Origin of the sequence: Campylobacter sp. IFREMER_LSEM_CL1085 (genome assembly GCF_025772235.1) — a bacterium.
GTDB classification, from domain to species: domain Bacteria; phylum Campylobacterota; class Campylobacteria; order Campylobacterales; family Campylobacteraceae; genus Campylobacter_D; species Campylobacter_D lari_D.
Genome location: NZ_JAKMRU010000017.1, coordinates 14,649 through 38,159, shown reverse-complemented (window position 1 = coordinate 38,159; position 23,511 = coordinate 14,649). Strand labels below are relative to the sequence as shown.

General features: G+C 29.0%; 22 protein-coding genes and 2 pseudogenes. 17 read left to right on the top strand and 7 right to left on the bottom strand.

What is annotated here, in order from left to right:
• Positions 1-420, bottom strand: a pseudogene (locus L8W56_RS07265) (hypothetical protein); the annotation flags it as partial.
• A 128-nt stretch (positions 421-548) separates the two neighbouring features.
• Positions 549-1,208 carry a response regulator transcription factor gene (locus tag L8W56_RS07260; protein WP_043019788.1) on the bottom strand — a complete coding sequence of 220 codons (660 nt, stop codon included), beginning with the start codon at positions 1,206-1,208 and terminating at the stop codon, positions 549-551.
• An 86-nt stretch (positions 1,209-1,294) separates the two neighbouring features.
• On the opposite strand from L8W56_RS07260, the gene L8W56_RS07255 reads away from it, so the two are divergent.
• The 15 genes and pseudogenes from L8W56_RS07255 (at position 1,295) to msrA (ending at position 16,085) form a co-directional block, all read left to right on the top strand.
• Entirely contained in the window at positions 1,295-2,278 is a 984-nt protein-coding gene (locus tag L8W56_RS07255; protein WP_257928718.1) for a substrate-binding domain-containing protein, read from the top strand.
• Positions 2,279-2,294: 16 nt separating this feature from the next.
• On the top strand, positions 2,295-3,209 hold the full coding sequence (gene pstC, locus L8W56_RS07250; RefSeq protein WP_047208303.1) for a phosphate ABC transporter permease subunit PstC: 915 nt from the start codon (positions 2,295-2,297) through the stop codon (positions 3,207-3,209).
• Positions 3,206-4,294 carry a phosphate ABC transporter permease PstA gene (gene pstA / locus L8W56_RS07245; protein WP_133318866.1) on the top strand — a complete coding sequence of 363 codons (1,089 nt, stop codon included), beginning with the start codon at positions 3,206-3,208 and terminating at the stop codon, positions 4,292-4,294. The genes pstC and pstA overlap by 4 nt, the downstream gene beginning before the upstream one ends.
• Complete coding sequence (gene pstB, locus L8W56_RS07240) at positions 4,291-5,031, top strand: phosphate ABC transporter ATP-binding protein PstB (RefSeq protein ID WP_263659862.1); 741 nt, start codon at positions 4,291-4,293, stop codon at positions 5,029-5,031. Before pstA ends, pstB begins: the two co-directional genes overlap by 4 nt.
• 59 nt (positions 5,032-5,090) lie before the next feature.
• Positions 5,091-6,301, top strand: a pseudogene (locus L8W56_RS07235) (DUF2920 family protein).
• 71 nt (positions 6,302-6,372) lie between these two features.
• Positions 6,373-7,689 (top strand): MATE family efflux transporter, encoded by a 1,317-nt coding sequence (locus tag L8W56_RS07230; protein WP_263659861.1) that lies wholly within the window; start codon positions 6,373-6,375, stop codon positions 7,687-7,689.
• Positions 7,665-8,330: a M48 family metallopeptidase gene (locus L8W56_RS07225; protein WP_263659860.1), complete on the top strand. Its 666-nt coding sequence runs from the start codon at positions 7,665-7,667 to the stop codon at positions 8,328-8,330. The genes L8W56_RS07230 and L8W56_RS07225 overlap by 25 nt, the downstream gene beginning before the upstream one ends.
• Before the next feature lie 76 nt (positions 8,331-8,406).
• Positions 8,407-9,921 carry a hypothetical protein gene (locus L8W56_RS07220; protein WP_263659859.1) on the top strand — a complete coding sequence of 505 codons (1,515 nt, stop codon included), beginning with the start codon at positions 8,407-8,409 and terminating at the stop codon, positions 9,919-9,921.
• Positions 9,902-12,100 (top strand): carbamoyltransferase HypF, encoded by a 2,199-nt coding sequence (gene hypF, locus L8W56_RS07215; protein WP_263659858.1) that lies wholly within the window; start codon positions 9,902-9,904, stop codon positions 12,098-12,100. The genes L8W56_RS07220 and hypF overlap by 20 nt, the downstream gene beginning before the upstream one ends.
• A gap of 63 nt (positions 12,101-12,163) precedes the next feature.
• Positions 12,164-12,898, top strand: a complete 735-nt coding sequence (gene hypB, locus L8W56_RS07210) for a hydrogenase nickel incorporation protein HypB (protein ID WP_115645554.1) — start codon at positions 12,164-12,166, stop codon at positions 12,896-12,898.
• Entirely contained in the window at positions 12,898-13,179 is a 282-nt protein-coding gene (locus tag L8W56_RS07205) for a HypC/HybG/HupF family hydrogenase formation chaperone (RefSeq protein ID WP_012661500.1), read from the top strand. The genes hypB and L8W56_RS07205 overlap by 1 nt, the downstream gene beginning before the upstream one ends.
• Positions 13,166-14,257: a hydrogenase formation protein HypD gene (gene hypD / locus L8W56_RS07200; RefSeq protein WP_263659857.1), complete on the top strand. Its 1,092-nt coding sequence runs from the start codon at positions 13,166-13,168 to the stop codon at positions 14,255-14,257. Before L8W56_RS07205 ends, hypD begins: the two co-directional genes overlap by 14 nt.
• A 1-nt stretch (position 14,258) precedes the next feature.
• Positions 14,259-15,230, top strand: coding sequence for a hydrogenase expression/formation protein HypE (gene hypE, locus L8W56_RS07195; protein WP_263659856.1), 972 nt, complete (start codon positions 14,259-14,261; stop codon positions 15,228-15,230).
• Positions 15,230-15,595, top strand: a complete 366-nt coding sequence (locus L8W56_RS07190; RefSeq protein ID WP_263659855.1) for a hydrogenase maturation nickel metallochaperone HypA — start codon at positions 15,230-15,232, stop codon at positions 15,593-15,595. The genes hypE and L8W56_RS07190 overlap by 1 nt, the downstream gene beginning before the upstream one ends.
• On the top strand, positions 15,585-16,085 hold the full coding sequence (gene msrA / locus L8W56_RS07185; RefSeq protein ID WP_263659854.1) for a peptide-methionine (S)-S-oxide reductase MsrA: 501 nt from the start codon (positions 15,585-15,587) through the stop codon (positions 16,083-16,085). Before L8W56_RS07190 ends, msrA begins: the two co-directional genes overlap by 11 nt.
• A gap of 58 nt (positions 16,086-16,143) precedes the next feature.
• Here msrA and tpx read toward each other — a convergent pair whose 3' ends face one another.
• From tpx to L8W56_RS07160, 5 genes are read right to left on the bottom strand one after another with little or no spacing between them, the layout of a single operon-like run.
• Positions 16,144-16,668, bottom strand: coding sequence for a thiol peroxidase (gene tpx, locus L8W56_RS07180; protein WP_263659853.1), 525 nt, complete (start codon positions 16,666-16,668; stop codon positions 16,144-16,146).
• Positions 16,669-16,728: 60 nt separating this feature from the next.
• Complete coding sequence (locus tag L8W56_RS07175) at positions 16,729-18,750, bottom strand: ATP-dependent helicase (RefSeq protein WP_263659852.1); 2,022 nt, start codon at positions 18,748-18,750, stop codon at positions 16,729-16,731.
• 7 nt (positions 18,751-18,757) lie between these two features.
• Positions 18,758-19,999, bottom strand: a complete 1,242-nt coding sequence (locus L8W56_RS07170) for an ArsS family sensor histidine kinase (protein ID WP_263659851.1) — start codon at positions 19,997-19,999, stop codon at positions 18,758-18,760.
• On the bottom strand, positions 19,996-20,670 hold the full coding sequence (locus L8W56_RS07165) for a response regulator transcription factor (RefSeq protein WP_039626094.1): 675 nt from the start codon (positions 20,668-20,670) through the stop codon (positions 19,996-19,998). Before L8W56_RS07165 ends, L8W56_RS07170 begins: the two co-directional genes overlap by 4 nt.
• A gap of 12 nt (positions 20,671-20,682) precedes the next feature.
• Positions 20,683-22,098 carry a DegQ family serine endoprotease gene (locus L8W56_RS07160; protein WP_133318880.1) on the bottom strand — a complete coding sequence of 472 codons (1,416 nt, stop codon included), beginning with the start codon at positions 22,096-22,098 and terminating at the stop codon, positions 20,683-20,685.
• Positions 22,099-22,250: 152 nt separating this feature from the next.
• Here L8W56_RS07160 and L8W56_RS07155 point away from each other — a divergent pair, with 152 nt between their 5' ends.
• Together L8W56_RS07155 and L8W56_RS07150 are read left to right on the top strand one after the other, a co-directional pair.
• Entirely contained in the window at positions 22,251-23,123 is an 873-nt protein-coding gene (locus L8W56_RS07155; RefSeq protein WP_263659850.1) for a J domain-containing protein, read from the top strand.
• Positions 23,124-23,135: 12 nt separating this feature from the next.
• Positions 23,136-23,510: a heat shock protein transcriptional repressor HspR gene (locus L8W56_RS07150; protein ID WP_039668403.1), complete on the top strand. Its 375-nt coding sequence runs from the start codon at positions 23,136-23,138 to the stop codon at positions 23,508-23,510.
• The last annotated feature ends 1 nt before the right edge of the window (position 23,511 follow it).

Sequence of the window (23,511 nt, the reverse complement as noted above, 5' to 3'; positions counted from 1 at the left end):
AAAATGAAATTCTGATTGATTCTTTATATTTTTAATAAACAAAAGTAATTCTTGAAAGTATTTTTTAAAAAAGTTAAATATAAAAATATATATTGCAGTTAATACTGCTAAAAAAAGCAAAAAAATCAAAATATTTTTTATCCAAAAATCTTGTATTTTTGCATTTATTTTTGGATAAACAATGATGATGTATTTATATCCTTCATATTGATAAGCTTTATAATAAATTTCTTTATTATTAAAAAATTCATGTGTAAAATCTGCGTTAAATTGATTTTTAAAAAAATCAAAATCATCTAAAGATGAGATGGTTTTTCCATCTTTTTTGATTATAAAATCTGCTCTTGTTTGTTGAGAAAATTCTTGAATGTTGTTTGTATTGAGTGTTTTTATAATGCTAAATTTTAATGTATCATTCAAAGTTTTTAATTTTTGCTCATAAGTGCTTTTTATAGTGTTATTTATATATTGCTCATTAACAAAATAAAACAATCCTATAAAAAATATACAAAAACATATAAAAAATAAAGCAAAAAAATTTCTGATTTTTAACACAATTTATAACCCACCGAGCGCACTGAAATGATATTTTCTTTAATTTGTGGAATTTTTTGTTTTAATCTTAAAATAGCCGTATTGATTGTCTTATCGCTTGTTGTGTCATTTTTCCATACCTGCTCACTTAAAAATTGACGGCTTAGAAGTTGATTTTTGTGATTAAAAAAACACTTGAGTAATTCTACATCTAGGGTTGATAAATTTTCAAATGTATTTGTTTGATAAATTAATTTTCTTTCTTCTATATATAAAGTAAAATCTTGATAAGAAATTTGTTCTTTTGGAGTTTTATTTCTTTTAGTTACAGCTTTGATTCTAAATAAAAGTTCATTAAAATCAAAAGGTTTGCATATATAATCATCACAGCCTTGCTCAAAACCTTCTAAAATATCTTTTTGTAAAGTCTTTGCACTAAGAAAAATCACAGGCTCCATATAACCTTTTTTTCTTAATTGTTTTATCATCTCTACACTATCGCCACTTGGTAAATTTCTATCCATGATGATTAAGTCTATTTCATTTGTATCTAGAAAGGTTTCTAAGTCAAAAAAATCAAAATAATTATAAATTTTTATATTTTCTTGACTAAGTCTTAAACTAATTAACTCATTTAAATCTTTATCATCTTCTATCAAAATAACATTTAGCATATAAAATTATATCAAAAAATACATGTATCCAAAATGTTTCCAAGTTTTTTTAAATTTTCATTACTTTTTTAAAACAAGGAGAAAAAATGAAAAAACTTTTGGCTTTAAGTGTGGCTACCTTTGTTAGTTTAAACGCGGCAGAATTAAAAATAGCAGGTTCATCTACTGTCTATCCTTTTACTTCTTTTGTTGCTGAAGAGTATGCTTCTATAAAAAATACAAAAACACCTATAGTTGAAAGTCTTGGCACAGGTGGTGGTTTTAAAGTGTTTTGCGAGGGAATTACTGATATTTCTAATGCTTCAAGAGCAATCAAGCCAAGTGAATTTGAAACTTGTAAAAAATCAGGTGTGAGTGATATAGTCGGGATTATGATAGGCTATGATGGCATAGTTTTAGCTCAAAATAAAATCAATGCTCCATTAAATATAAGCTTACATGAGTTATTTTTAGCTTTGGCCAAAGAAATTCCACAAGATGGAAAATTAGTCCCAAATCCTTATACAAATTGGCAACAAATCAATAAAAATCTACCAAATAGAAAAATTACAATTTATGGTCCTCCATCAAGTTCAGGAACAAGAGATAGTATAGAAGAGCTTGTAATGGTAGATATTTCTAAAAAAATTCCTGAATATAAAGGTGCATATAAAACTATACGCCAAGATGGAGCATTTATACCAAGCGGAGAAAACGATAATTTAATTGTTTCAAAACTTTCTGTTGATAAAGAAGCTTTTGGGCTTTTTGGATACGGATTTTTAGCTAGTAATGATGATAAGATTAATGCAGTTGATATTGATGGTGTAAAAGCTGATGAGAAGAATATTTCCGAAGGAAAATATAAACTAGCTCGTTCTTTGTTTATATATATGAATGCTAAGAAAAATCCAGAAGTATTTGAATTTGCAAAAATTTATATGAGTGATGATTTAGCTAAAAGCGGAGCAGAATTAGAAAAAATAGGATTAGTTCCTTTGGATGAAAAAACATTAAAACAAACCCAAAAACATATAGAAGAAAAAGGTTTATTAACTGATGAGCTTGTTAAAGCAGGGAAAGTTTTTTAATTTTTAGGATGAAAAATTGATAAAAGAAAAAATAATAAAATTAACGCTTTTTCTTTGTGCTTTTGTTAGCGTAGTAGTAAGCTTTGCTATTATGCTAACTATTTTAATAGAGGCATTAAAATTTTTTCAAAAAGAAAGCGTATTTACTTTTTTATTCTCAAGTCAGTGGGCAGCAGATGCTGCATTTGTAGGTGCTGATGGAAGTAGCAAGCATGGGGTTTTTGGTGCTTTGAGTTTATTTTGGGGAACTTTTTATATTTCATTAATAGCAATGCTAACAGCCTTACCTTTAGGTGTAATGTGTGCTATTTATCTTGGAGTATTTGCAGGTAAAAAATCTAAAAACTATTTAAAACCTATTTTAGAAATCATAGCAGGAATTCCTACTGTAGTTTTTGGATTTTTCGCAGCCATAGTGGTAGCTCCTTTTATAGTGTGGTTTTTTTCTCTTTTTGGTATAGAAGCTAGTTTTCAAAGTGCCCTAGGTGCAGGTTTTATCATGGGTATTATGATAGTTCCTATAGTGGCTTCACTCTCACAAGATTGCATTGAAGCTGTAAGTTTAAAAAGGATAAATGGAGCTTATGCTTTAGGTATGACTAAAAAAGAAGTCGTTTTTGCAGTAATTTTACCAGAAGCAATGCCAGGTATAGTTGCAGCTTGTCTTTTAGGACTTTCAAGAGCTTTAGGTGAAACAATGATTGTTGTTATGGCTGCTTCATTGCGTCCAAATTTAACAATGAATTTTTTAGAAGATATGACAACAGTGACTGTAAAAATAGTAGAAGCATTAAGTGGTGATCAAGCTTTTGATAGTTCTTTAGCTTTAAGTGCATTTTCTTTAGGGCTTGTGCTTTTTATTATTACATTAATCATTAATATTTTTAGCGTTTATTTGATAAATCGCTTCCATAAAAGGAAAAATTTATGAAAAAACTTTTTAAACAAAGAAAAAAAGCTTCAAAAAATTTCAAAAGATTCTGTAAAATGGGGCTTTATATAAACCTTATTTTTCTTTGTATTTTTTTATCAAGCGTAGGGTATCTTGGGATAGGAGCTTTTAAGCAAACTTACATTTATGCCCAGGCTGATAGAAATAGCCCTTCATATGAGCTTTTATCGCGTGCTGAACAAAGGAAAATAAGAACAGGTCAAATCAAAGAAAAATCTTGGCTTTTAGCAAATTCTGAAGTTGATCAATATATGAAAAAAAACTATAATAAACTAAGCGATGAACAAAAAACTTTAGTTGATGAACTAGTTCAAAAGCAGGAAATCAAACTAAGTTTTAACACAAATTTTTTCCTTAATGGAGATTCTAAATCACCTGAAAATTCAGGAATCTTTGCTTCTGTGGTTGGAACTTTACTTGTGATGATAGTATGTATGGTTGTAAGTATCCCAATAGGAGTTGGAGCAGCTATTTATTTAGAAGAATTTGCTCCGCAAAATGTATTTACGCATTTTATAGAAGTGTGTATTAATAACCTTGCAAGTATTCCTAGTATTTTATTTGGACTTTTAGGACTTGGGGTGTTTATTAATCTTTTTGGGATGCCTCGTTCTAGTGCTTTAGTTGGAGGATTAACTTTGGCTATTATGAGCTTACCTATTATTATTGTTTCAACTAAAGCTGCCTTAAAAAGTGTGGATATTAATATGAAAAATGCAGCATATGCTTTAGGCATGACTAAAATTCAAATGATAAAAGGCATTATGCTACCTTTGGCAATGCCTATGATTTTAACAGGTTCTATTTTAACTTTAGCTCAAGCTATTGGCGAAACGGCACCTTTGATGATTATAGGTATGATAGCTTTTATACCTGATGTGGCAAATAGTGTTTTTGCACCAACAAGTGTTTTACCTGCTCAAATTTTTTCATGGTCAGCTATGCCAGAGCGTGCATTTTTAGAAAGAACAGCAGCAGGGATTATAGTGCTTTTATCTCTTTTGGTGATTTTAAATTTAGCAGCAATACTTTTAAGAAGATATTTTCAAGGAAAATTAAAATGATAGCAAAAACAACAAATCTAAATTTATTTTATGGTAAAAAACAAGCTTTATTTGATATTAATATGGAAATTCAAAAAAATAAAATCACAGCTTTAATAGGTGCTTCAGGCTGTGGAAAATCCACATTTTTGCGTTGTTTTAATAGGATGAATGACAAAATAGCAAAAATCGATGGTCTTGTTGAGATTGATGGAAAAGATGTTAAAAATCAAGATTTAGTCGTGCTTAGAAAAAAAGTTGGAATGGTATTTCAACAACCTAATGTTTTTGTAAAAAGCATTTATGATAATATTTCTTATGCTCCAAAACTCCATGGGATGATTAAAAACAAAGATGAAGAAGATGCTTTGGTGGAAGATTGTCTTAAAAAAGTAGGGCTTTTTGAGGAGGTAAAGGATAAACTAAAACAAAATGCTCTAGCACTTTCTGGCGGACAGCAACAACGCCTTTGTATAGCAAGAGCTTTGGCTATAAAGCCAAAATTATTACTTTTAGATGAACCAACTTCTGCACTTGATCCTATATCTTCAAGCGTTATAGAAGAGCTTATTAAAGAATTAAGTCATAATCTTTCTATGATCATGGTAACGCATAACATGCAACAAGGTAAGCGCGTGGCTGATTATACTGCGTTTTTTCATTTAGGAGAACTTGTAGAATTTGGAGAGAGTAAGGAATTTTTTGAAAATCCTAAAGAAGAAAAAACAAAATCTTATTTAAATGGAGCTTTTGGATAATTTTTATTTATTTAGAAATTTTGATGATATAATTAATCAAAATTTCTAAAAGGCTTAATATGCTTAAAAATGAAACTTATTTTATAGACTCTTGTGATGATGTAGAATTAAATATAAAAAGAGAAAGTAAATTAGAATATAGAATCACTTATGATGATAGTAAGCAAATGAAAGCTATTGTTTTTATCATAGGTGGGTATGGAGCTAATGCAAATATATATTTTCTAGAAAGTTATAGAAATTTTATAGCTAAAAAATTTGATGTAGTAACTGTAAATGTATTTTATCATTGTTTTTGTCAAAGAAGATCGGATGTGGAAAAATATAGTGCAACTACTACTTTTATGGAAGATGATTTACCGCATTTAAAAATAGCATTGGAAAATTTAAATATCAATACAAGTAATTTAAACACTTATAATGCTTGGCAATATTATGAGTATTTAAATCAAGCAATTTCTAGCTTAAAAGGGCAAAATTTGGTAGATCAAAATTATCAAGCATATTTTACTTCCACTTTTATCCCACCCAACAATGAGTATAATAATTTTGCCATTATGCCTGCAATCGATCATATCAATGCCTTAAAAGATATAATGAAAAATTATCCTCAATTTAAATCTTTACCTAAAATTTACGGGGGGGGTCATACGGTGGCTTAGTGGCATTAATGTGTGCTAAAATAGCTCCTTGGTATGTAGATGGAGTGATAGATAATTCAGGTGCTGCATTGCCTCCATTGCAGTATTTTCTTGGAAAAGAACTAAATAAAGAAGATTATACTTTTCGTGACCCAAATACTATTGTAAATTGCAATGTTAAAACTTATTGGACACGCAAAAACCCAAACTCACCTTATTATTTTGCTGATGAAAATTATTTAATAAGAGCTTTACTTAATAAAGATCATTTGATTTTACAAGCTCAAAAGAATAAAAATATTATTTATACAAGTTATCATAGCGCTAAAGATGATTTAACTCCAGCTGATCATAAAATTTCTATGATAGAAATTTTAAAAGCCTTAAATTATGAAGTAGATTTTCATCTAATAGATGAAAAAGATATAGATGGTAAATTTATTAAAAATTTAACTCATGGGTGTGGAATTCCTGATAAGGCATTATTTAATAAAGAATTACCTATTATGCTTGAAAAATTAAAAGATAAAACATTTAGTATGAAAAAAGATAGTATATCTTATCCTTGTAAAAATAAAGTTTTTACCTTTAAAGATGAAAATGATAAATTTGTTTTAGAAATATTATAAAGCTTATAAAAAGTAATTTTTAAGTAAAATTACTTTTTACTTTCAAAAGATTATTATCAAAAAGAGTATTTATGGCTAGCAAACAACTTTCACTCAAACATCTTAGTATGCCTATATTGCTAGAAATGTTTTTAAGATATTTTTCTTTGATTATCAACACCGTTATGGTTTCGCAATATTCTAACTTTTTAGTTGGAGCTATGGGTGCGGGTAATCAAGTAGCAGATTTATTTATCATTATTTTTAGTTTTTTAAGTGTGGGTTGTAGCGTAGTGATTGCTCAAGCTTTAGGGGCTAAAGATTACACTCTAGCAAGAAAGGCAATTCATCAAAGTTTATTTTTAAATGCTTTGCTTGGTTTTGTGTGCGGAAGTTTGATTTTATGGCATGGAGAGTTTTTACTCTATCTTTTACAAATTCCAAATGAGCTTTTAAAAGATAGTGCGATTTACTTACACATGCTTGGAATTTGCTTGTTTTTTGACGCCATGGGTATAGTTTTGGCTGCTATTATTAGGGTGTATAATATGGCTTATTGGGTTATGTTTACTACCTTATTGATGAATGTTGTGATATTTATAGGAAATTTTTATGTATTACATTTTACCAAACTAGAGCTTTTTGGAGTAGGGCTTAGTAATATACTTGGGCGTTTGGTCGCCTTTGGTATGCTTGTAGCAATACTTAGTTTTAAACTTAAAATTCATCTTAAAATTAAAGAGATGATAAGTCTTGAAAAAGCTGTGCTTAAAAAGATTTTTAACATCGGTGGTTTTGCAGCAGGAGAGCATTTGATATGGTTTATACAATACACCATAGCTTTTGCTTTTGTAGCAAGTTTGGGTAAAGAAAATTTAAGCGTTCAAACGATTTATTTTCAAATTTCTTTGCTCATCATGCTAGTAGGGCAAGCTATAAGCGTAGCCAATGAAATTATCATAGGTAAATTAGTCGGCGCAAAATACTTAAATGTGGCCTATAAACATACATGGATAGCTTTATATTTTAGCGTGGTAGCAAGTGCTTTTGTAGCTTTACTTAATTATGTTTTGCAAGATTTTACCATGGATGTAGTAAAGCTTGAAGAGAGTTTAAAAGAACTTATGATACCACTTTTTACTCTTTCAATTTTCTTAGAAATCTCAAGAACTTTTAATATAGTCATGGTGAATTCACTAAGAGCAAGTGGTGATGCGAGATTTCCATTTTTAAGTGGAGTGGTGTTTATGCTTGGAGTTTCTTTACCGGTTGGTTATGTGTTTTGTTTTTATGCTGGACTTGGAATTTTGGGAGTTTGGATAGGTTTTTGTGCAGATGAGTTTTTACGCGGTATAGTAAATTCATATAGATGGAAAAGTAAAAAATGGCAAGGCAAAGCACTAGTATAAAAGGAATTTTAGAATTTAAAGAATTTCGTTTTGCTTTTGAAAAGAAAAAACTTAAATACTTAAGACTTAGGGTAGATAGGGATTTAACTTTCAAGCTTAGCATACCGCTATATTATGAGCAAAGAGATGTTTTAAGATTTTTAGAAAAAAATGAAAGCTGGATTAGAGCCAAAGAAAAAGAACTTTCTTTAAAAAGAGTAGTTTTAGCAAGTGATGAAATGTATTTTTTAGGTAAAAAATACAAGCTAGTTTTTAACGAAAATCATAAAAAAGTTCTTATAAAAAAAGATAAAATTTTTGCAAAAAATCAAAAGTCCTTAGATCTTTTCTTAAGGCGTAGTACTAGGGTGATTTTTGAGTATTTTGTAAAAAAATGGCAATTTGTCCACAAGAGAAAAGTGCAAAGAATTTGCATTAAAGAAATGATTTCAAGATGGGGTTCTTGTAATCATCAAAAAGCATACATAAACTTAAATTTAAAACTTGTGCAAAAACCTATAAAAGCTATAGAATATGTGATTTTACATGAACTTACACATTTAATCTACCCACATCATCAAAAAGAATTTTATGATTTTTTATATAAATTTATGCCTGATTATAAAGCAAGAGAAGTTTTTTTAAAAAGTCTTATTTTTTAAGTATATTTTTAAGCTTTCCTTAGAATTAAAATTGTTATATTTATATTTTTAAAAATTTAATTTTAAGGTTTTAAACTTGCTTTTAGAAATTACTTTTGATTATAAATCTAAAAATGATATTTTTGAGTATTTGTTAGCTTATTATGCTAAAGATTATGTGTATGATTATGAGCAAAAAGATGAAAAAATCATCATTAAGATTAAAGGCGAAAAAGATGAAATTCAAGCCTTTTGTTCTAATTTAGAAAATATCAGCCATAGTGTTTTTTTAAACAAATTTGACTTAAAAGTTATAGAAGAAGATTTTACACCTATAAAAAAAGAAAAAGCTTTTACTCAAAGAAGTTTTTTAACAAGACTCAATGCAAATGCTTATATTAATGGCGAGCTTTTAGAAAATGAATGGGGTATTTTTGTAGAAGAAGAATTTAAAATAGAAGAAGAATTTATAAAAATCACTAAAGAAAATTTCTACGATAATTTAAAAAAAGCCTTGGAAAAATTAAAAAACAAAGAAAAAATGCATTTTAAAAGTCCAAAAGGAATATATGCTTTTGAAATTTTTAATGAAGCATTGGATGATTTTTTAATACCTTGTGACCCAAAACATATCAATGCATTTTTTTCTTGCAATAACGAGCAATTTAAAATCTTAGCAGGGGTTGAAAAGCCTCTAATGAAACTTAAATTTAATGCTATTTTTAGACAAAATCATCAATTAAATCATGAATATTTTAAAATAAAAATATATGATAATCTTTTCTTGTTTGCTTTATGTTTTGAACTTGAAAAAGAAGGAATTAAGTTTTTAAATTTTAAAAAGCTAGAACATTTTGAAGATGATTTTGAAGTAGCTTTAATCGAAAATGAACTAGTAGTTTGTAGGGGTTATGATTATATTTTACCCGAGTTTAAAAATTTGATTTTTCAAAAAGAGGATAAAAATTTCGCAAGAATTTCTTGTATATTGTCTGATTTTAAAGACAAAAAGCCTTTGCTTTTAGAACTTAGTAAAAAATATGATGATATTATTTTACTTGATAAAGAAATCAATCTTTTAAAACTAAATTTACCAAAAAGCTTTGATGAGTTTTATGAAACTATAAGTCAAGATGATGTTGCTAAGAGATTATTAGCTAATTACGAAAAAGAATTTATTCTTGTGCGAAAAGAACTAAATATGGCTAATAATTTTTTTAATCTTTTTGGCATGGTAGGGATGATTTTAGAGCTTGATGAAGACGAGAAAAAAGCAGCATTGGCACTTTTGACCTTAGCAGATGAGAGTAAAATGGCAAAAGGTGTTAGGATAGACTTTAAGCTTAATGAGCAAAAAGAATTTGATTACACTAAAACCTTAAGAAGCGTGATGAGTTTTAAGCTTGCTGGAGTAGAAAATCAAATCATAGCCTTAGGTGTTGTTGAGAGTTTGGCGTATTTTTTAAGGGATTTATTTGATGATTTAAGGGCTAAAGAACAAGTTGATTGTGCCGTGCTTAGTGGGAGCTTGTTTGAGCATAAAAGCCTTAGTAAAAATGTATTTAAACACATACCATTTTTTAAGTTAAGTGATGTCCCACTTTGGATATGAAATTCATATTAAAGGGTTAGTGCAAGGCGTTGGCTTTCGTCCTTTTGTTTTTAACATAACTAAAGAGCTTAATTTAAAAGGTGAAGTTTATAATAATAGCTTAGGTGTTGTTATAATCCTTGAGTGTGGCAATGATGATTTAAAAATTTTTAAAGAAAAACTTTTTGCTAATTTACCACCTTTAGCTAGGATAGATGATTTTAGCTTTTCTTATAAAAAACTTCAAAAAACTTATAATGAATTTATCATAAGTACTTCACAAGATAGTGAAAAATTTAGCCCGATTTTAAGTGATTTTGCTCTTTGTGAGGATTGCTATAATGAATTTTACGATGAGAAAAATCCGCGATTTAAATATCCATTCATCACTTGTACAAATTGTGGACCAAGATTTTCTATTATAAAAAAACTTCCATATGATAGAGTTAATACGACTATGGATGAGTTTAAAATGTGTTCTTTTTGTCAAAGCGAGTATGAAGAACCTACTAATCGTCGCTTTCATGCTCAACCACTTTCATGCCCAAAATGTAAAATTACTATTTTTTTAAAGGATAAAAATCAAAATATTTTAGCCAAAGATGAAAAAGCTTTTATCTTGCTTGCAAAGCTTTTAGAAGAAGGTAAAATCATAGCTTTTAAAGGTATGGGTGGGTTTCATTTAATTTGTGATAGCACAAATAAAAATGCTATAAATGAACTTAGAATACGCAAAAATCGCCCTAAAAAGCCTTTTGCTATCATGGTAAAAGATCTTAAAATGGCTCAAGAATTAGCTTTTATTAATGAAGCTGAAGCAAAACTTTTAACTTCAAATTTAAAACCCATAGTTATTTTAAATAGCAAAAATATCCATAAAAGCTTAGCACCAGATACCAATAAAATAGGTATTATGTTAGCTTATATGGGAACGCATTTAATGCTTTTTGAACATTTTAAAAAACCTATCATTGCAACAAGTGCTAATTTAAGTTCACAAAGCATTATTTATGAAGAAACAAAACTTTTAGAGCAACTTAGTGATGTATTTGATTTTTATCTTGATTATGATAGAACAATACACAACTCAAGCGATGATAGCATTGCTCAAGTTATTAGCGAAAAAACTATGTTTTTAAGGACTTCAAGAGGCCTTAACCCACTTTATATCAATACAGCAAGTATTTTTAATACAAAAGAAAATATTCTAGCTCTAGGAAGTGAGTTAAAAAACGAATTTGCTTGTTTTTTTAAAAATCAAATTTTCATTTCTCCTTATATAGGCGATATGAAAAGTTTAGACATACAAGAGAGATTTTTTAAAATTTTAACTTTCTTTCAAAACTCTTATAAACTAAATTTTGATCAGATTTTAAGCGATAAGCACCCACAATTTAACTATGTAAAAGAATTTAGAGATTATAAAAATTTTCGCGTGCAACATCACTATGCACATTTGTGTGCTTGTTTATTTGAACACAAAATTTACAAAAATAATGTTTTAGCCTTTGTTTTTGATGGAACAGGCTATGGAGATGATGGAAAAATTTGGGGTGGGGAGATTTTTAGAGCGAGTTTAAAAAGTTATGAAAGACTAAATCATTTTAAAAATTTCAAACTAATTAATGCAGATATTAAAAATATCGCAAATTTAGCTTTAGCTTTAATTTTTGATTTTAATTTAGAAAGCAAAGCTAGCGAGTTTTTAGCTAAATTTTCTCAAGTAAAATTAAATAATCTTAAAAAAATTCACACTCAAAGCTCTTTATATACGAGTTCTCTTGGTAGGATTATCGATGCTTTTGGCGCTTTTGCTTTTGATATACAAAAGCTTGATTATGAAGCACAAACTGGGCTTTTGATGGAAAAATATTATGATAAAAATCTTGATTATAGTTACAAATTTAACATCAAAGAAAAAGAAATTTGTTTTAAAAATGCTTTTTTGCAAGCTTTAGAAGATAAAGATAAAGTTAAAATTAGCACAGGTTTGCTTAATGGCATTGCAAATTTAATTATAGAATATTCAAAAAAATTTAAAGAAGAAGTGCTTTTATGTGGTGGGGTATTTCAAAACAAAACCTTGCTTGAAATTTTAGATCGAAAAAATTTTGCTTATAAAACTTCTTTGCAATTTCCTTGCAATGATAGTTCTATCGCACTTGGGCAACTTGTGCATTATTTATCTTTAAAAACTTAATAAAACTCATATTTTTTTAATACTTTTTTATATACAATAAAATAAAAATATAAAGGAAAGATTATGTGTAAAGATTGCGGTTGTTCTATTAATGGACATGAACATCATCATGATCACCATCATGAAAATCCAGCATTAAAAGATGAAAAAACTATTAATGTTATTAGTAAAATTTTATCAAAAAATGATCATCAAGCAGCTCATAATAGAGAGCATTTTAATGAGTATAATACTCTTTGTATTAATTTAATGAGTTCCCCAGGAAGCGGTAAAACAACGCTTTTAGAAGAAACTATAAAAACTTTAAAAGATGATTTAAAAATAGCTGTGGTTGAAGGAGATTTAGAAACTAATAATGATGCAAATCGCATTATTAAAGCAGGAGGCTTAGCTCATCAAATTACTACAGGACAAACTTGTCATTTAGATGCTTTTATGGTGCATGAAGCTTTACATCATTTTAAACTTAGTGAACTTGATATAGTATTTGTTGAAAATGTGGGAAATTTGGTATGTCCTGCAAGTTATGATTTGGGCGAGCATTTAAATGTAGTTTTACTTTCAGTAACAGAAGGTAGTGATAAGGTAGAAAAATATCCAGTGATGTTTAGAAAGGCTGATTTATTGGTCATTACTAAAGCCGATTTAGCTCAACATTTTGACTTTGATTTCAAAGCAGCTTCTATGGCCGCTAAAAGGCTAAATCCTAAAATAGATATTATGATTTTAGATAGCAAAACAAAAACAGGATTTGATCTTTGGATAAATTATCTAAAAATGAAAAAGGAGCTTAGCTAATGTGTCTTTCTATACCTTCTAAAATTTTAGAAATTGATGAGCTAAATTCAGCCATAGTAGAAACTTTAGGGGTTAAAAGAAGAGTAAGTTTGGATTTAATAAGCGAGCCTTTAAAAGTAGGCGATTATGTGCTTATACATGTGGGTTTTGCTATGGAAAAAATCGACACTCAAGCTGCACAAGAGAGTTTAAAAATTTATGCTGATATAGCAGAGAAAATGCAAAATGGACAAATCGATGAAAATGAAGGCGATATGGGGCTAAAAAATGGATTTAATTAATGATTTTAGAGATAAAGAAAGAATTTTAGCCCTAAAAGAACTTATTGCTTCTAAAATTACTAAGCCTATTAATATCATGGAAATTTGCGGTGGACATACGCATAGTATTATGAAATTTGGTTTGCCTGATTTATTGCCAAAAGAAATTAATTTTGTTCATGGCCCAGGCTGTCCTGTGTGTGTTATGCCAAGAGAGCGTATTGATGTGGCTTTAAAGCTTGCAAGTATACCAAATACTATCTTTTGCGTATTAGGCGATATGCTTAAAGTGCCAGGAAGTTATGAAAGCTTAATTGATCTTAGAGCTAAAGGGGCTGATATTAGAGCACTTTATACACCTTTGGATGTGATAGATATAGCTTTAAAAAACCCTGAAAAAAATATAATCTTTTTTACCATAGGTTTTGAGACAACTACACCTATGAGTGGGGTGATTATAGAAAAAGGTATAGCTTTAAATTTAAAAAATTTATTTTTTCATATTAATCATGTGTTGGTTCCACCCGCGGTAGAAGCTATCATGCAAGATGAAAATGTAAAAATTGACGCCTTTTTAGGACCTTCCCATGTAAGCGTTATCACAGGATCAAACATTTATGAACCTATTGCTAAAAAATACAAAACTCCTATAGCAGTGAGTGGTTTTGAGCCAGTTGATATAATGCTTAGTGTGTTAAATATAGTAGAGCAAATGAATGCAAATACTTTTGAAGTTTATAATGAATATCACAGAGTAGTTAGCAAAGAAGGAAATTTAAAAGCTAAGGCTTTAGTGGAAAAATACTTTAAACCTTGTGATTTTGAATTTAGAGGTCTTGGAGTGATTGTAAATGGCGGGCTTTGTCTAAAAGATGAATTTGCACACTTAGATGCTAGCAAAGTGTTTGATTGTAAAGTACAAAGTAAAAACGAAAGCAAGGCTTGTATTTGTGGTCAAATTTTAAGAGGCTTAGCTAAGCCTTACGATTGTAAGGTGTTTGCAAAAGCTTGCACTCCAAAAAATCCCATAGGTAGCTGTATGGTTTCTAGTGAAGGAGCTTGCGCGGCTTATTATAAATACTATCAAGATAAGGCATAAAATGAAGCAAATTACTTTAGCCCATGGTGGCGGTGGCGAAGAAATGAATGCTTTGATAAGTGAAATTTTTTCTATTTTTGAAAATGATGTTTTAAAAGAGGCAAATGATGCTGCAATTTTAGATGATTTGGCTTTTAGTACTGATTCTTTTGTATTAAATCCTATCTTTTTAAAAGATATAAATATAGGAAAATTAGCAGTTTGCGGTAGCGTAAATGATGTATTAATGGTGGGAGCAAAACCGCTATATTTATCATTAGCTTTAATTTTAGAAGAGGGTTTTGAGCTAGAAAAGTTAAAAATTATACTAAAATCTATAAAAGAAGAATGCGATAAAGCGGGAGTAAAGTTAGTTTGTGGGGATACTAAAGTTGTTCCTAAAAATAAAGGCGATGAAATATACATTAATACTTCATGTATAGGTAAAAATATACAAAAAATCAATACCAAAAACTTAAAAAGTGGTTGTAGTATCTTAGTTTCAAGGGATATTGGAGCTCATGGTTGTGCGGTTTTGATTGAAAGAAATAATTTAGAGGCAAATATCCAAAGTGATTGTAAAAGCTTAAAAGATGAAGTTTTAACACTTTTAAATGCAAATATTTCCATAAAAGCAATGCGTGATGCTACGCGTGGTGGGCTTAGTGCAGTTTTAAATGAATGGACTAAATTAAGTAATTTAGAGCTTTTAATATTTGAAGAAAAAATCCCAGTTTGTGATGAAGTTTTAGGGGTTTGTGAGCTTTTTGGGTATGAGCCTTATGAGCTTGCAAATGAAGGAACTTTTATTATTTGTGTAGATAAAAAAGATGAACAAAAAGCATTAGAAATTTTAAAACAATTTAATACTAATGCAGCTATTATAGGTGAAATCACAGCTAATAAAAAAGCAAGAGTGGTTTTAGAAAATGCTTATGGAGCAAAACGCATTTTAGAAGCTCCAAAAGGCGAGCTTTTACCAAGAATTTGCTAATGCATGAGTTAAGTATTACAGAATCATTACTAGAACTTTGTGAAGAATATGCTCAAGGAAAAGTTATTGAAGAAGTGCATGTTAAAATAGGGCGTTTAAGTGGGATTGAACCTCCACTTTTGCAAAGAAGCTTTGAAACTTTTAAAGAAAATAGTCCCTTATGTAAGAATGCTAAATTTATTATACATATTCAAGAAGTAGTAGTTGAGTGTCAAAAATGCCATTTTAGTGGAGTGCTTGAAAATAATATCTTTTGGTGCCCAAAATGCGAAGATAAAGATTTAAAAATCATAGATGGGGAAGAGCTTTATCTTATGCAACTTGTTTTAAAAGAAAATGAGGATTTAGAAAATAATGACAAATAAGGAAATTATCTTAGGTGCGGGTTGTTTTTGGTGTACTCAAGCTGTGTTTGATGAAATCAAAGGCATAGTTTATACAGAAGTAGGTTATAGCGGTGGTAAGCCAAATCCAAGTTATGAAAGCGTGATAAATGGTGATGGGAATATAGAAGTAGCTAAGATAATTTATGATGAAAAACAAATTTCATTAGAAAAAATCTTAGAAATTTTTCTCAAAATGCACGATCCAACAAGCTTAGATAAACAAGGAGCTAATGAGGGGATACAATATAGATCAGTTATTTTTTATCAAACTAATGAGGAGTTAAAAATTATTAGCAATTTTTTACAAAAAGCACAAAAATATTACGCTAAAGCCATAGTTACGCAAGTTTTAAAACTAGAAAAATTTTATAAGGCTGAAAACTATCATCAAAAATATTTTAAAAATAATCCTAGCCAAGCTTATTGTAGATTTGTTATTGCTCCAAAATTAGAAAAGGTTAATTGCTAATATTGTTTTTAAGTATTTTTGCAGTTAGATTTAAAAGCCTTTTGCAGGCTTTTAAAATTTAGTGGCAACCACAACCACCACATCCACAACTTTGACTAAAGAAATTTTCTAAAGCTTGCATATTAGGAAGTTCTGTTACTTCATTTACTAATTCTTTATAAGCAACTACGCCATCTTTAATTACAAACACTGCTCTAGCTAAAATTCCCTCAAGTGGACCATCAGCCATTAAAACACCATATTTTTCACCAAATTCTTTAGAAACAAAATCACTCGCAACAGTTAAATTATCTATACCTTCAGTTGAGCAAAAACGACCCATAGCAAATGGTAAGTCCATACTAACTACGATTACTTCTACACCACTTGCTGCTGCTTTTTTATTAAATTCTCTAGCTTCAGTTGCACATACTGGAGTATCAAGGCTTGGTACGCTGATAATAATTTGAGTTTTACCTTTTGGAGCAATTTCAACACCTGAAAGATCTTTGGCTTTTAAAGTGATATTTGGAGCCATGTCGCCAATTTGGATGTTGTTTCCTTTTAAATTTACTTTATTTCCTTTGAATAATACACTATTCATTTTTTCTCCTTGAATGATTTTTATTAATCATAATATAAAAAGATTAATAAAGTCTTATTTTTATTCTTCTTTGCACATACCTGCTTCGATTAGAAAACACGAGGGTTGATAATTGCTTTTTTTAATCTTATCATATTTTGCATAGCTTAAGTATAAAGTATCTTTAGCTCTAGTTACAGCTACATAAAAAAGCCTTCTTTCTTCTTCTAAACTTCCGCCCATGCTCATGAGTTTTTGGTTGGGAAATCTTCCTTGTGCAAGATCAATTATAAATACAAGTTCAAACTCAAGCCCCTTACTTGCATGTATACTTAAAAGATTAACCCCACTACCACTACTCATTTCACTAGCACCAAGAGTAAGAAAGTTATAGTATTTATAATTATCACTATAATTTTTAGCAAGTTCTTTTAATACAAACATTTTCGCGTTGATTTTTTCTAAAATTTCATTTTTTTTATTTAAATCAACATTGGAATTTTTATTAGTCGCTCTTTTAGTTGCCAAAATATCACAAATTTCTTTAAAATAATCATTTTCTAAAATCAAATCTACAAGCTGGGTTGAGATTTTACACTCACTTGCTTTTTTAATAAAAAGATAAATTTTTTCAAGATTTTTTGCACAAAGCTCGTTGATTTTGGGTAAGCTTAAAATAGGGTGGGTGTTAAATTCGCTTTCTAAGTTAAATCTTGAAGGCGAGGCTAGCTCCTCAATATCATCAAAAAGTCCTAGTTGGTAACTTTGTTTTTTGTATTTTTTTAAATTTACGCTACTATCAGGATTTAAAAAGCCTTTAATTAAACTAGAATGTCCTAATTTTAATAAAGCATCAAAAATATCTTTTGCCAAAACCCCACCAACTCCTTTGGTGTATTCAAGTAAATGTATAAAAGCCATGATATCTTTTGGATTAAGCACGATTGCAAGCATAGAGCAAAAGTTTTTAACTTCCAAGCTTTCAAAAAAACTTCCTCCACCTTTTCTTTTGCTTGCTATGCCAAGTTCTCTTAAGGCTACTTCTACTCCATCTGCACTAGAATTGTTTCTAAAAATCACAGCAATTTCATCAAGATTAACCCCGCTTTGTAAGATTATTTTTGCTATGGTAGAGTATTGATCAAATAATTCATTAAAAGTTAGCAAACTTGGCGCTTTAAAATCTCCTTCTCTAGTTACAATTAATTCTTTAGGATATAATCTTTCATTGTTTAAAATAACCTTATTAGCTAACGCAAGTATATTTTTACTAGAACGATAGTTTTTATTTAAAGTAAAAATATTTGCATCGACAAATCTATCTTTAAAACTTCCTATAATAGAAATATCAGCCCCATTAAAAGCATAAATACTTTGATCATAATCACCCACACAAAACAAACTTTTACTTTTAAAAGCATCAATTAACGAGCCTTGCAAGGTGTTAGTATCTTGGTATTCATCTACTAAAATCTCATCAAATTCAAAATGATGTGAAGCTAAAACATGTTTTAATTTGATCAATAAATCATTAAAATCCACATAGTTAAAACGCATTTTTTCTTCTTCGTATTCTTTTAAAATATCTTCATAAATTTCAGCATAAACAGCTTGTTCATCATAATTTTGACAAAACCAATTATAAAATTCATCTAAGTTTGCATTAGTATTTTGAAATAAAGAATACACATCATACAAATAGCTTGGCATATAAGGTTTAGTATCGCTTAAATGATGAAAAGTGCGTTTTTCAAAAATAGAACGCAAAAGAATTTTAAGCTCACTCGCAGGTTTTAAAATAATATCGTGATTTAACTCTTTAAGTAGAGAATAAGCAGTACTATGAAAAGTTCCTGCTGTGATTTTTGAAGTAATGCTTTTATCAAAATACTTACTAAGTCTTTCAATCATCTCTTTACTAGCTTTGTTTGTAAAGGTTAGAAGCATAATTTTTTCAGGCTTTATACCATTTTGAAGTAAAAAAGCTATTCTTGCAACTATAGTTGAAGTTTTACCCGTGCCTGCACTTGCTATAATTAGATTGTGTCCAAAAGGAGCACTAGCGGCTTTATATTGTTCTTCATTTAAACGCGATAAGGGCATGAATTTCCTAGTTTAAAATTATATTTTGTATATCATTAAAATAAAAATGATTAACACCATCTTTATATTCATAATAAAGCGTGAGTTTATGAGAATCTAAAATAGTCTTAACAATGTATAATCCAAGTCCAAAACTATCTTTATTTTTCTTGCCTTGCGTAAAGGCTTGAGTATAGTATTTCAAGTCTTTATCTAAGGCTTTTCCTTTGTTTTTAAAGCAAAGATAATCTTTAGTTATTTCTATAGTAACGCAATTTTCATCAGAGTATTTTGTCGCATTATCTATCATATTTTTCATTGCAGTGGTAAAAAGTTTAAAATCTACATTAACACTAAAACTTTCTTTTATACTAATTTTTACCTTTTCATCATCACTCATAGCTATATCTTTAGCTTCATCTAAAAGATCTAAGATATTGTATTTTTTTAAATTAATCAAACCAGCACCCGAAGTAATTTGCTCAATGGCTGCAAATTCATTAATCAAAATCTCTAAACGATTAAAAGCACCCACTAATCTTTCTTTATATTTGCTATCTTCAAGCATTTCTAAAGTAATTAAACCTTTAGTAATTGGGGTTTTTAGCTCATGCATAATATTTCTTAAGAAAAACTGCCTTGAAGTATTTAGTTTTTGAATTCTTAAAATAGACTCATAAAAGGCTGTTGCTACTTGAGAAATTTCATCATTGCCTTTACTGACATTTTGAATTTCATTGAGTTTGTTTTCGCCAAATTTATCTATTTGTCTTTTTAAAGCTCTAAGTGGTTTTAATTTTCTAATGATAAAAATATATAAAATCAATAAAACCATTACTACTATACTAGCAATAAGCTTAATCACAAAATAACGATAACCTTGATATTCTAAATCTTTGTACAAATAAAGCTTACCATCAAAAATGATTTTTAAATACACATTATCTTCTAAAGTAATGATTTCAACTACACCTGTGCTAGTTTGAGCCCGTGCTATAGTTTCAGCTTTATAGATGATTTGTCTTATGTCTGATGGAGTTGTTAATTCTATCATTTTGTAATTTTTTGTTTGCTCATAAAATTCTCTTTCACTAATCACATGATTAAAATATAATAATCTTGCATTAGCTATAAAAGAATATTTTGCATTAAGCTCATTAGTGTAATTTTGTTGATCATATTTTATAAGCCATAAAAAAGCTAAAATTACACTAACGCTTGCAAGTAAAAAAACAAAGGTTATAGTATAAAAAATTGATGATTTATTCATTGAGTTAATTTATATCCTATACCTCTGATTGAATGAATGTATTTTGGAGTTTTAGGATCATCTCCGATTTTTTGTCTGATTCTACTAATGATTACATCTATACTTTTATTACTAGAATCTTCACTAATAGAGCTACAATTATACACAAGCTCTTCGCGGCTTACCACTCCACCTTCTTTTTTAATTAAATAACTCAAAATATCAAATTCAGCATTAGTAAAGCTAATTTCTTGATCTTTCATAGTGATAGTATGTTTATATTTATCATATACAAGATCTTTTTTAACTTGAGCTTGAGCAGTTTTTGTGTTTGAAATTCTTCTTAAATGACTTTTAATTCTTGCTTGAAGTTCTTGAGGATTATATGGTTTTGGTAAATAATCATCTGCACCCAAATCAAGTGCTGCAACCTTATCGCTAATATCATGCCTTGCACTTGAAATGATAATAGGTGTATCATATTTTTTACGAATTTCCTCGCATACTTCAAGTCCATCAAGTCCAGGTAAGCTTAAATCCAAAATGATTAAATCATAAGGATTTAAAGCAAGTCTTGAAAGACCTATATAAGGCTCATGAGCAATATCTACTTTCATATCAAATTGCTCTAAATATTCAGCTATAATCTCTGCTAATTCTAAATCATCTTCTATCATTAAAATATTTGTCATTTTTTTCCTTTCTTAAAAAAGTAAAGCTCTTACAAATCCGCCTCTATTAATCCAAATTTTAACATACTCTTTACCTTTATTTAATTCTAAAGCCTTAGATAATTCTTTAAAATTTGAAATTTCATACTGATCAACACCTATAATAATATCACCTTGCTCAAAACCTATTTTTTCAGCTTTTGATTTTGGAGTAACTTCGGTAATTAAAATACCACTAATACTTTCAGGTATGCGGTATTGCTGTCTATTCTTAGAGTCAAGTTCCACTAATTTTAGACCATCAATATAACCTTTTTCATATTGTAGCGACTTTTCATCTGTTTTTAACATAAATTTAGCTGTTTTGACTTTATTATCTCTTTCATAAGTTACTTCTACTGCTTGTTTTGGATCAATACTTCCTATGTAGTTTTTTAAATCCATAGGGCTTTTAATCACAGTTTTATCTACTTTTATAATCAAATCTCCTCTTTTTAACCCTGCATTATAAGCTGCTGAATCTTTTTGTACTTCAGTGATTAAAGCACCTTCTTGATTAGTATAGGCTTTTTTAATATCTTGAGTTAAAGCTCCTATGACTACGCCTAAATATCCTCTTTCAATTTTTCCATGCTCAATAAGTTTTTGTGCAATAGATTTTGCCATATTAGAAGGGATTGCAAAACCTATGCCATTATTTCCACCACTTCTTGAAAGTATGGCTGAATTTATCCCAACTAAAGCTCCTCTACTATCTACCAAAGCTCCGCCTGAATTTCCAGGATTAATAGAAGCATCAGTTTGGATGAAATTTTCATATTGATTTAGACCTATATTGTTTTTATTTAAGGCCGAAATAATCCCACTTGTAACACTACTTCCAACACCAAAAGGATTACCCAAAGCAAACACTACATCACCTTCTAGTAATTTATCTGAATCAGCAAAAACTACTGCGGGTAAGTTTTTTGCTTCTATTTTTATCACTGCTAAATCTGTTTTAGGATCAGCTCCGATTAATTTAGCTTTATATTCAGTGCTAGAATCAGGTAAATTTACAGTGATTTTTTCAGCATCTTCTATAACATGATTATTTGTTATAATATAACCATCGCTTGAAATAATTACACCAGAACCCAATGAACTTACAACTTCTTTATTTTTTTTATTTTTTGGAGCTTGTGGGAAATCAAAACCAAAAAATTGTCTAAAATAAGGGTCATTGAAAAAATCATCAATTCCAAATGAACTACTTTGAACAGTTTTAGAAGTTGAGATATTTACAACTGAATTTTTAACTTTTTGTATGGAATCATGATAAGAAAGTATAGTATTTTGATTATCAGTTGGTAAAGTTCTTTTTACATTATCATCTGCTTGTTTAAAATCAATACTAGCACTAAAAAGACTAGTTGCCAATGCCAAAGAAAGAATCATAGTTTTTTTCATGTTTTATCCTTTGTAAAATCATTTAATGCAAGTATAAAATTTTATTTTTACACAATTGTAAATAAAACCTTTAGTTTTAAAACTTATAAAAGTTGATTGACTAAGACTAAAGTTTTTGATATAATCTTATAAAAAATTAAGGAATAATAAAAATGAGTAATAGTTTATATGAAACACTAGGAGTTTCGCAAAACGCTAGTGCAGATGAGATAAAAAAAGCTTATAGAAAATTAGCAAGACAATATCATCCTGATATTAACAAAGAAAATGGTGCTGAGGAAAAATTCAAAGAAATTAACGCCGCTTATGAAATTTTAAGTGATGAGAAAAAAAGAGCTCAGTATGATAGATATGGCGATTCTATGTTTGGTGGGCAAAGTTTTCATGATTTTTCAAGAAATGCAGGTGGAGCTGACATCAATGATATTTTAAAAAATATTTTTGGCGGAGGCTTTGGAGGATTTAGTGGCGGTTTTAGTTCTAGTAATAATTTTAGAAGTGGCTTTGGAGGATTTGGAGGATTTGAAGAAGATTTAGACTTGCAAGCAAGTGTTAAAATTCCTTTTGAAAAAGGAATTTTAGGTGGTGAGCATTTGGTAAATATAAATAACGAGCAAGTTAAAATCAAAATTCCACATGGCATAAAAGATGGCGAAAAGCTACGCATACGAGGTAAAGGAAAAAGCTTTCAAGGGCAAAGAGGGGATTTGATTTTAAAAGTTGAACTTGAAAAAAGCGATGAATATGAAAGAGAAGATGATGATTTGTACAAAAAGGTTGAAATTAGCTTAAAAACAGCGCTTTTTGGAGATAAAATCAGTGTGCATACCCCAAGAAAAGAAGTTAAAATTACCATACCGCCAAATTCTAAAAACAATCAAAAAATTAGACTTAAAGGCTATGGAGTGCAAAATAGAAAAACAGATCTTTATGGGGATATGTATTTAATTTTGAATGTAAAAATACCTGATATTAATAGCCTTGATCCTGAATTTGTAAAAATTTTAGAAGAAAAATTACCTTGAAAGGAGTAAGTAATGGAGCATAGTTATGATGAACCGGTGTATCTTATAAGTGTTGTTGCAAAAGTTTTAAGTATACACCCACAAACTCTAAGACAATACGAAAAAGAAGGTTTAGTTGAGCCAAGTAGAACCGATGGTAAAATGAGACTTTATTCTCAAAAAGATATAGATAGAATCAAAATGATTTTACGCTTAACAAGAGATCTTGGGGTTAATTTAGCTGGTGTTGATGTGATTTTAAAACTAAAAACAAAAATTGATGAGTTTGAAAACACTATTGAAGAGTTAAGATTAGAACTTGATAGAAGAGATAATCCTTCAAAATCAAGAGCAGTAGTTAAACATAGAAGTAATTTTGATTTAATTTTTTTAGAAAAAATAAAATAAT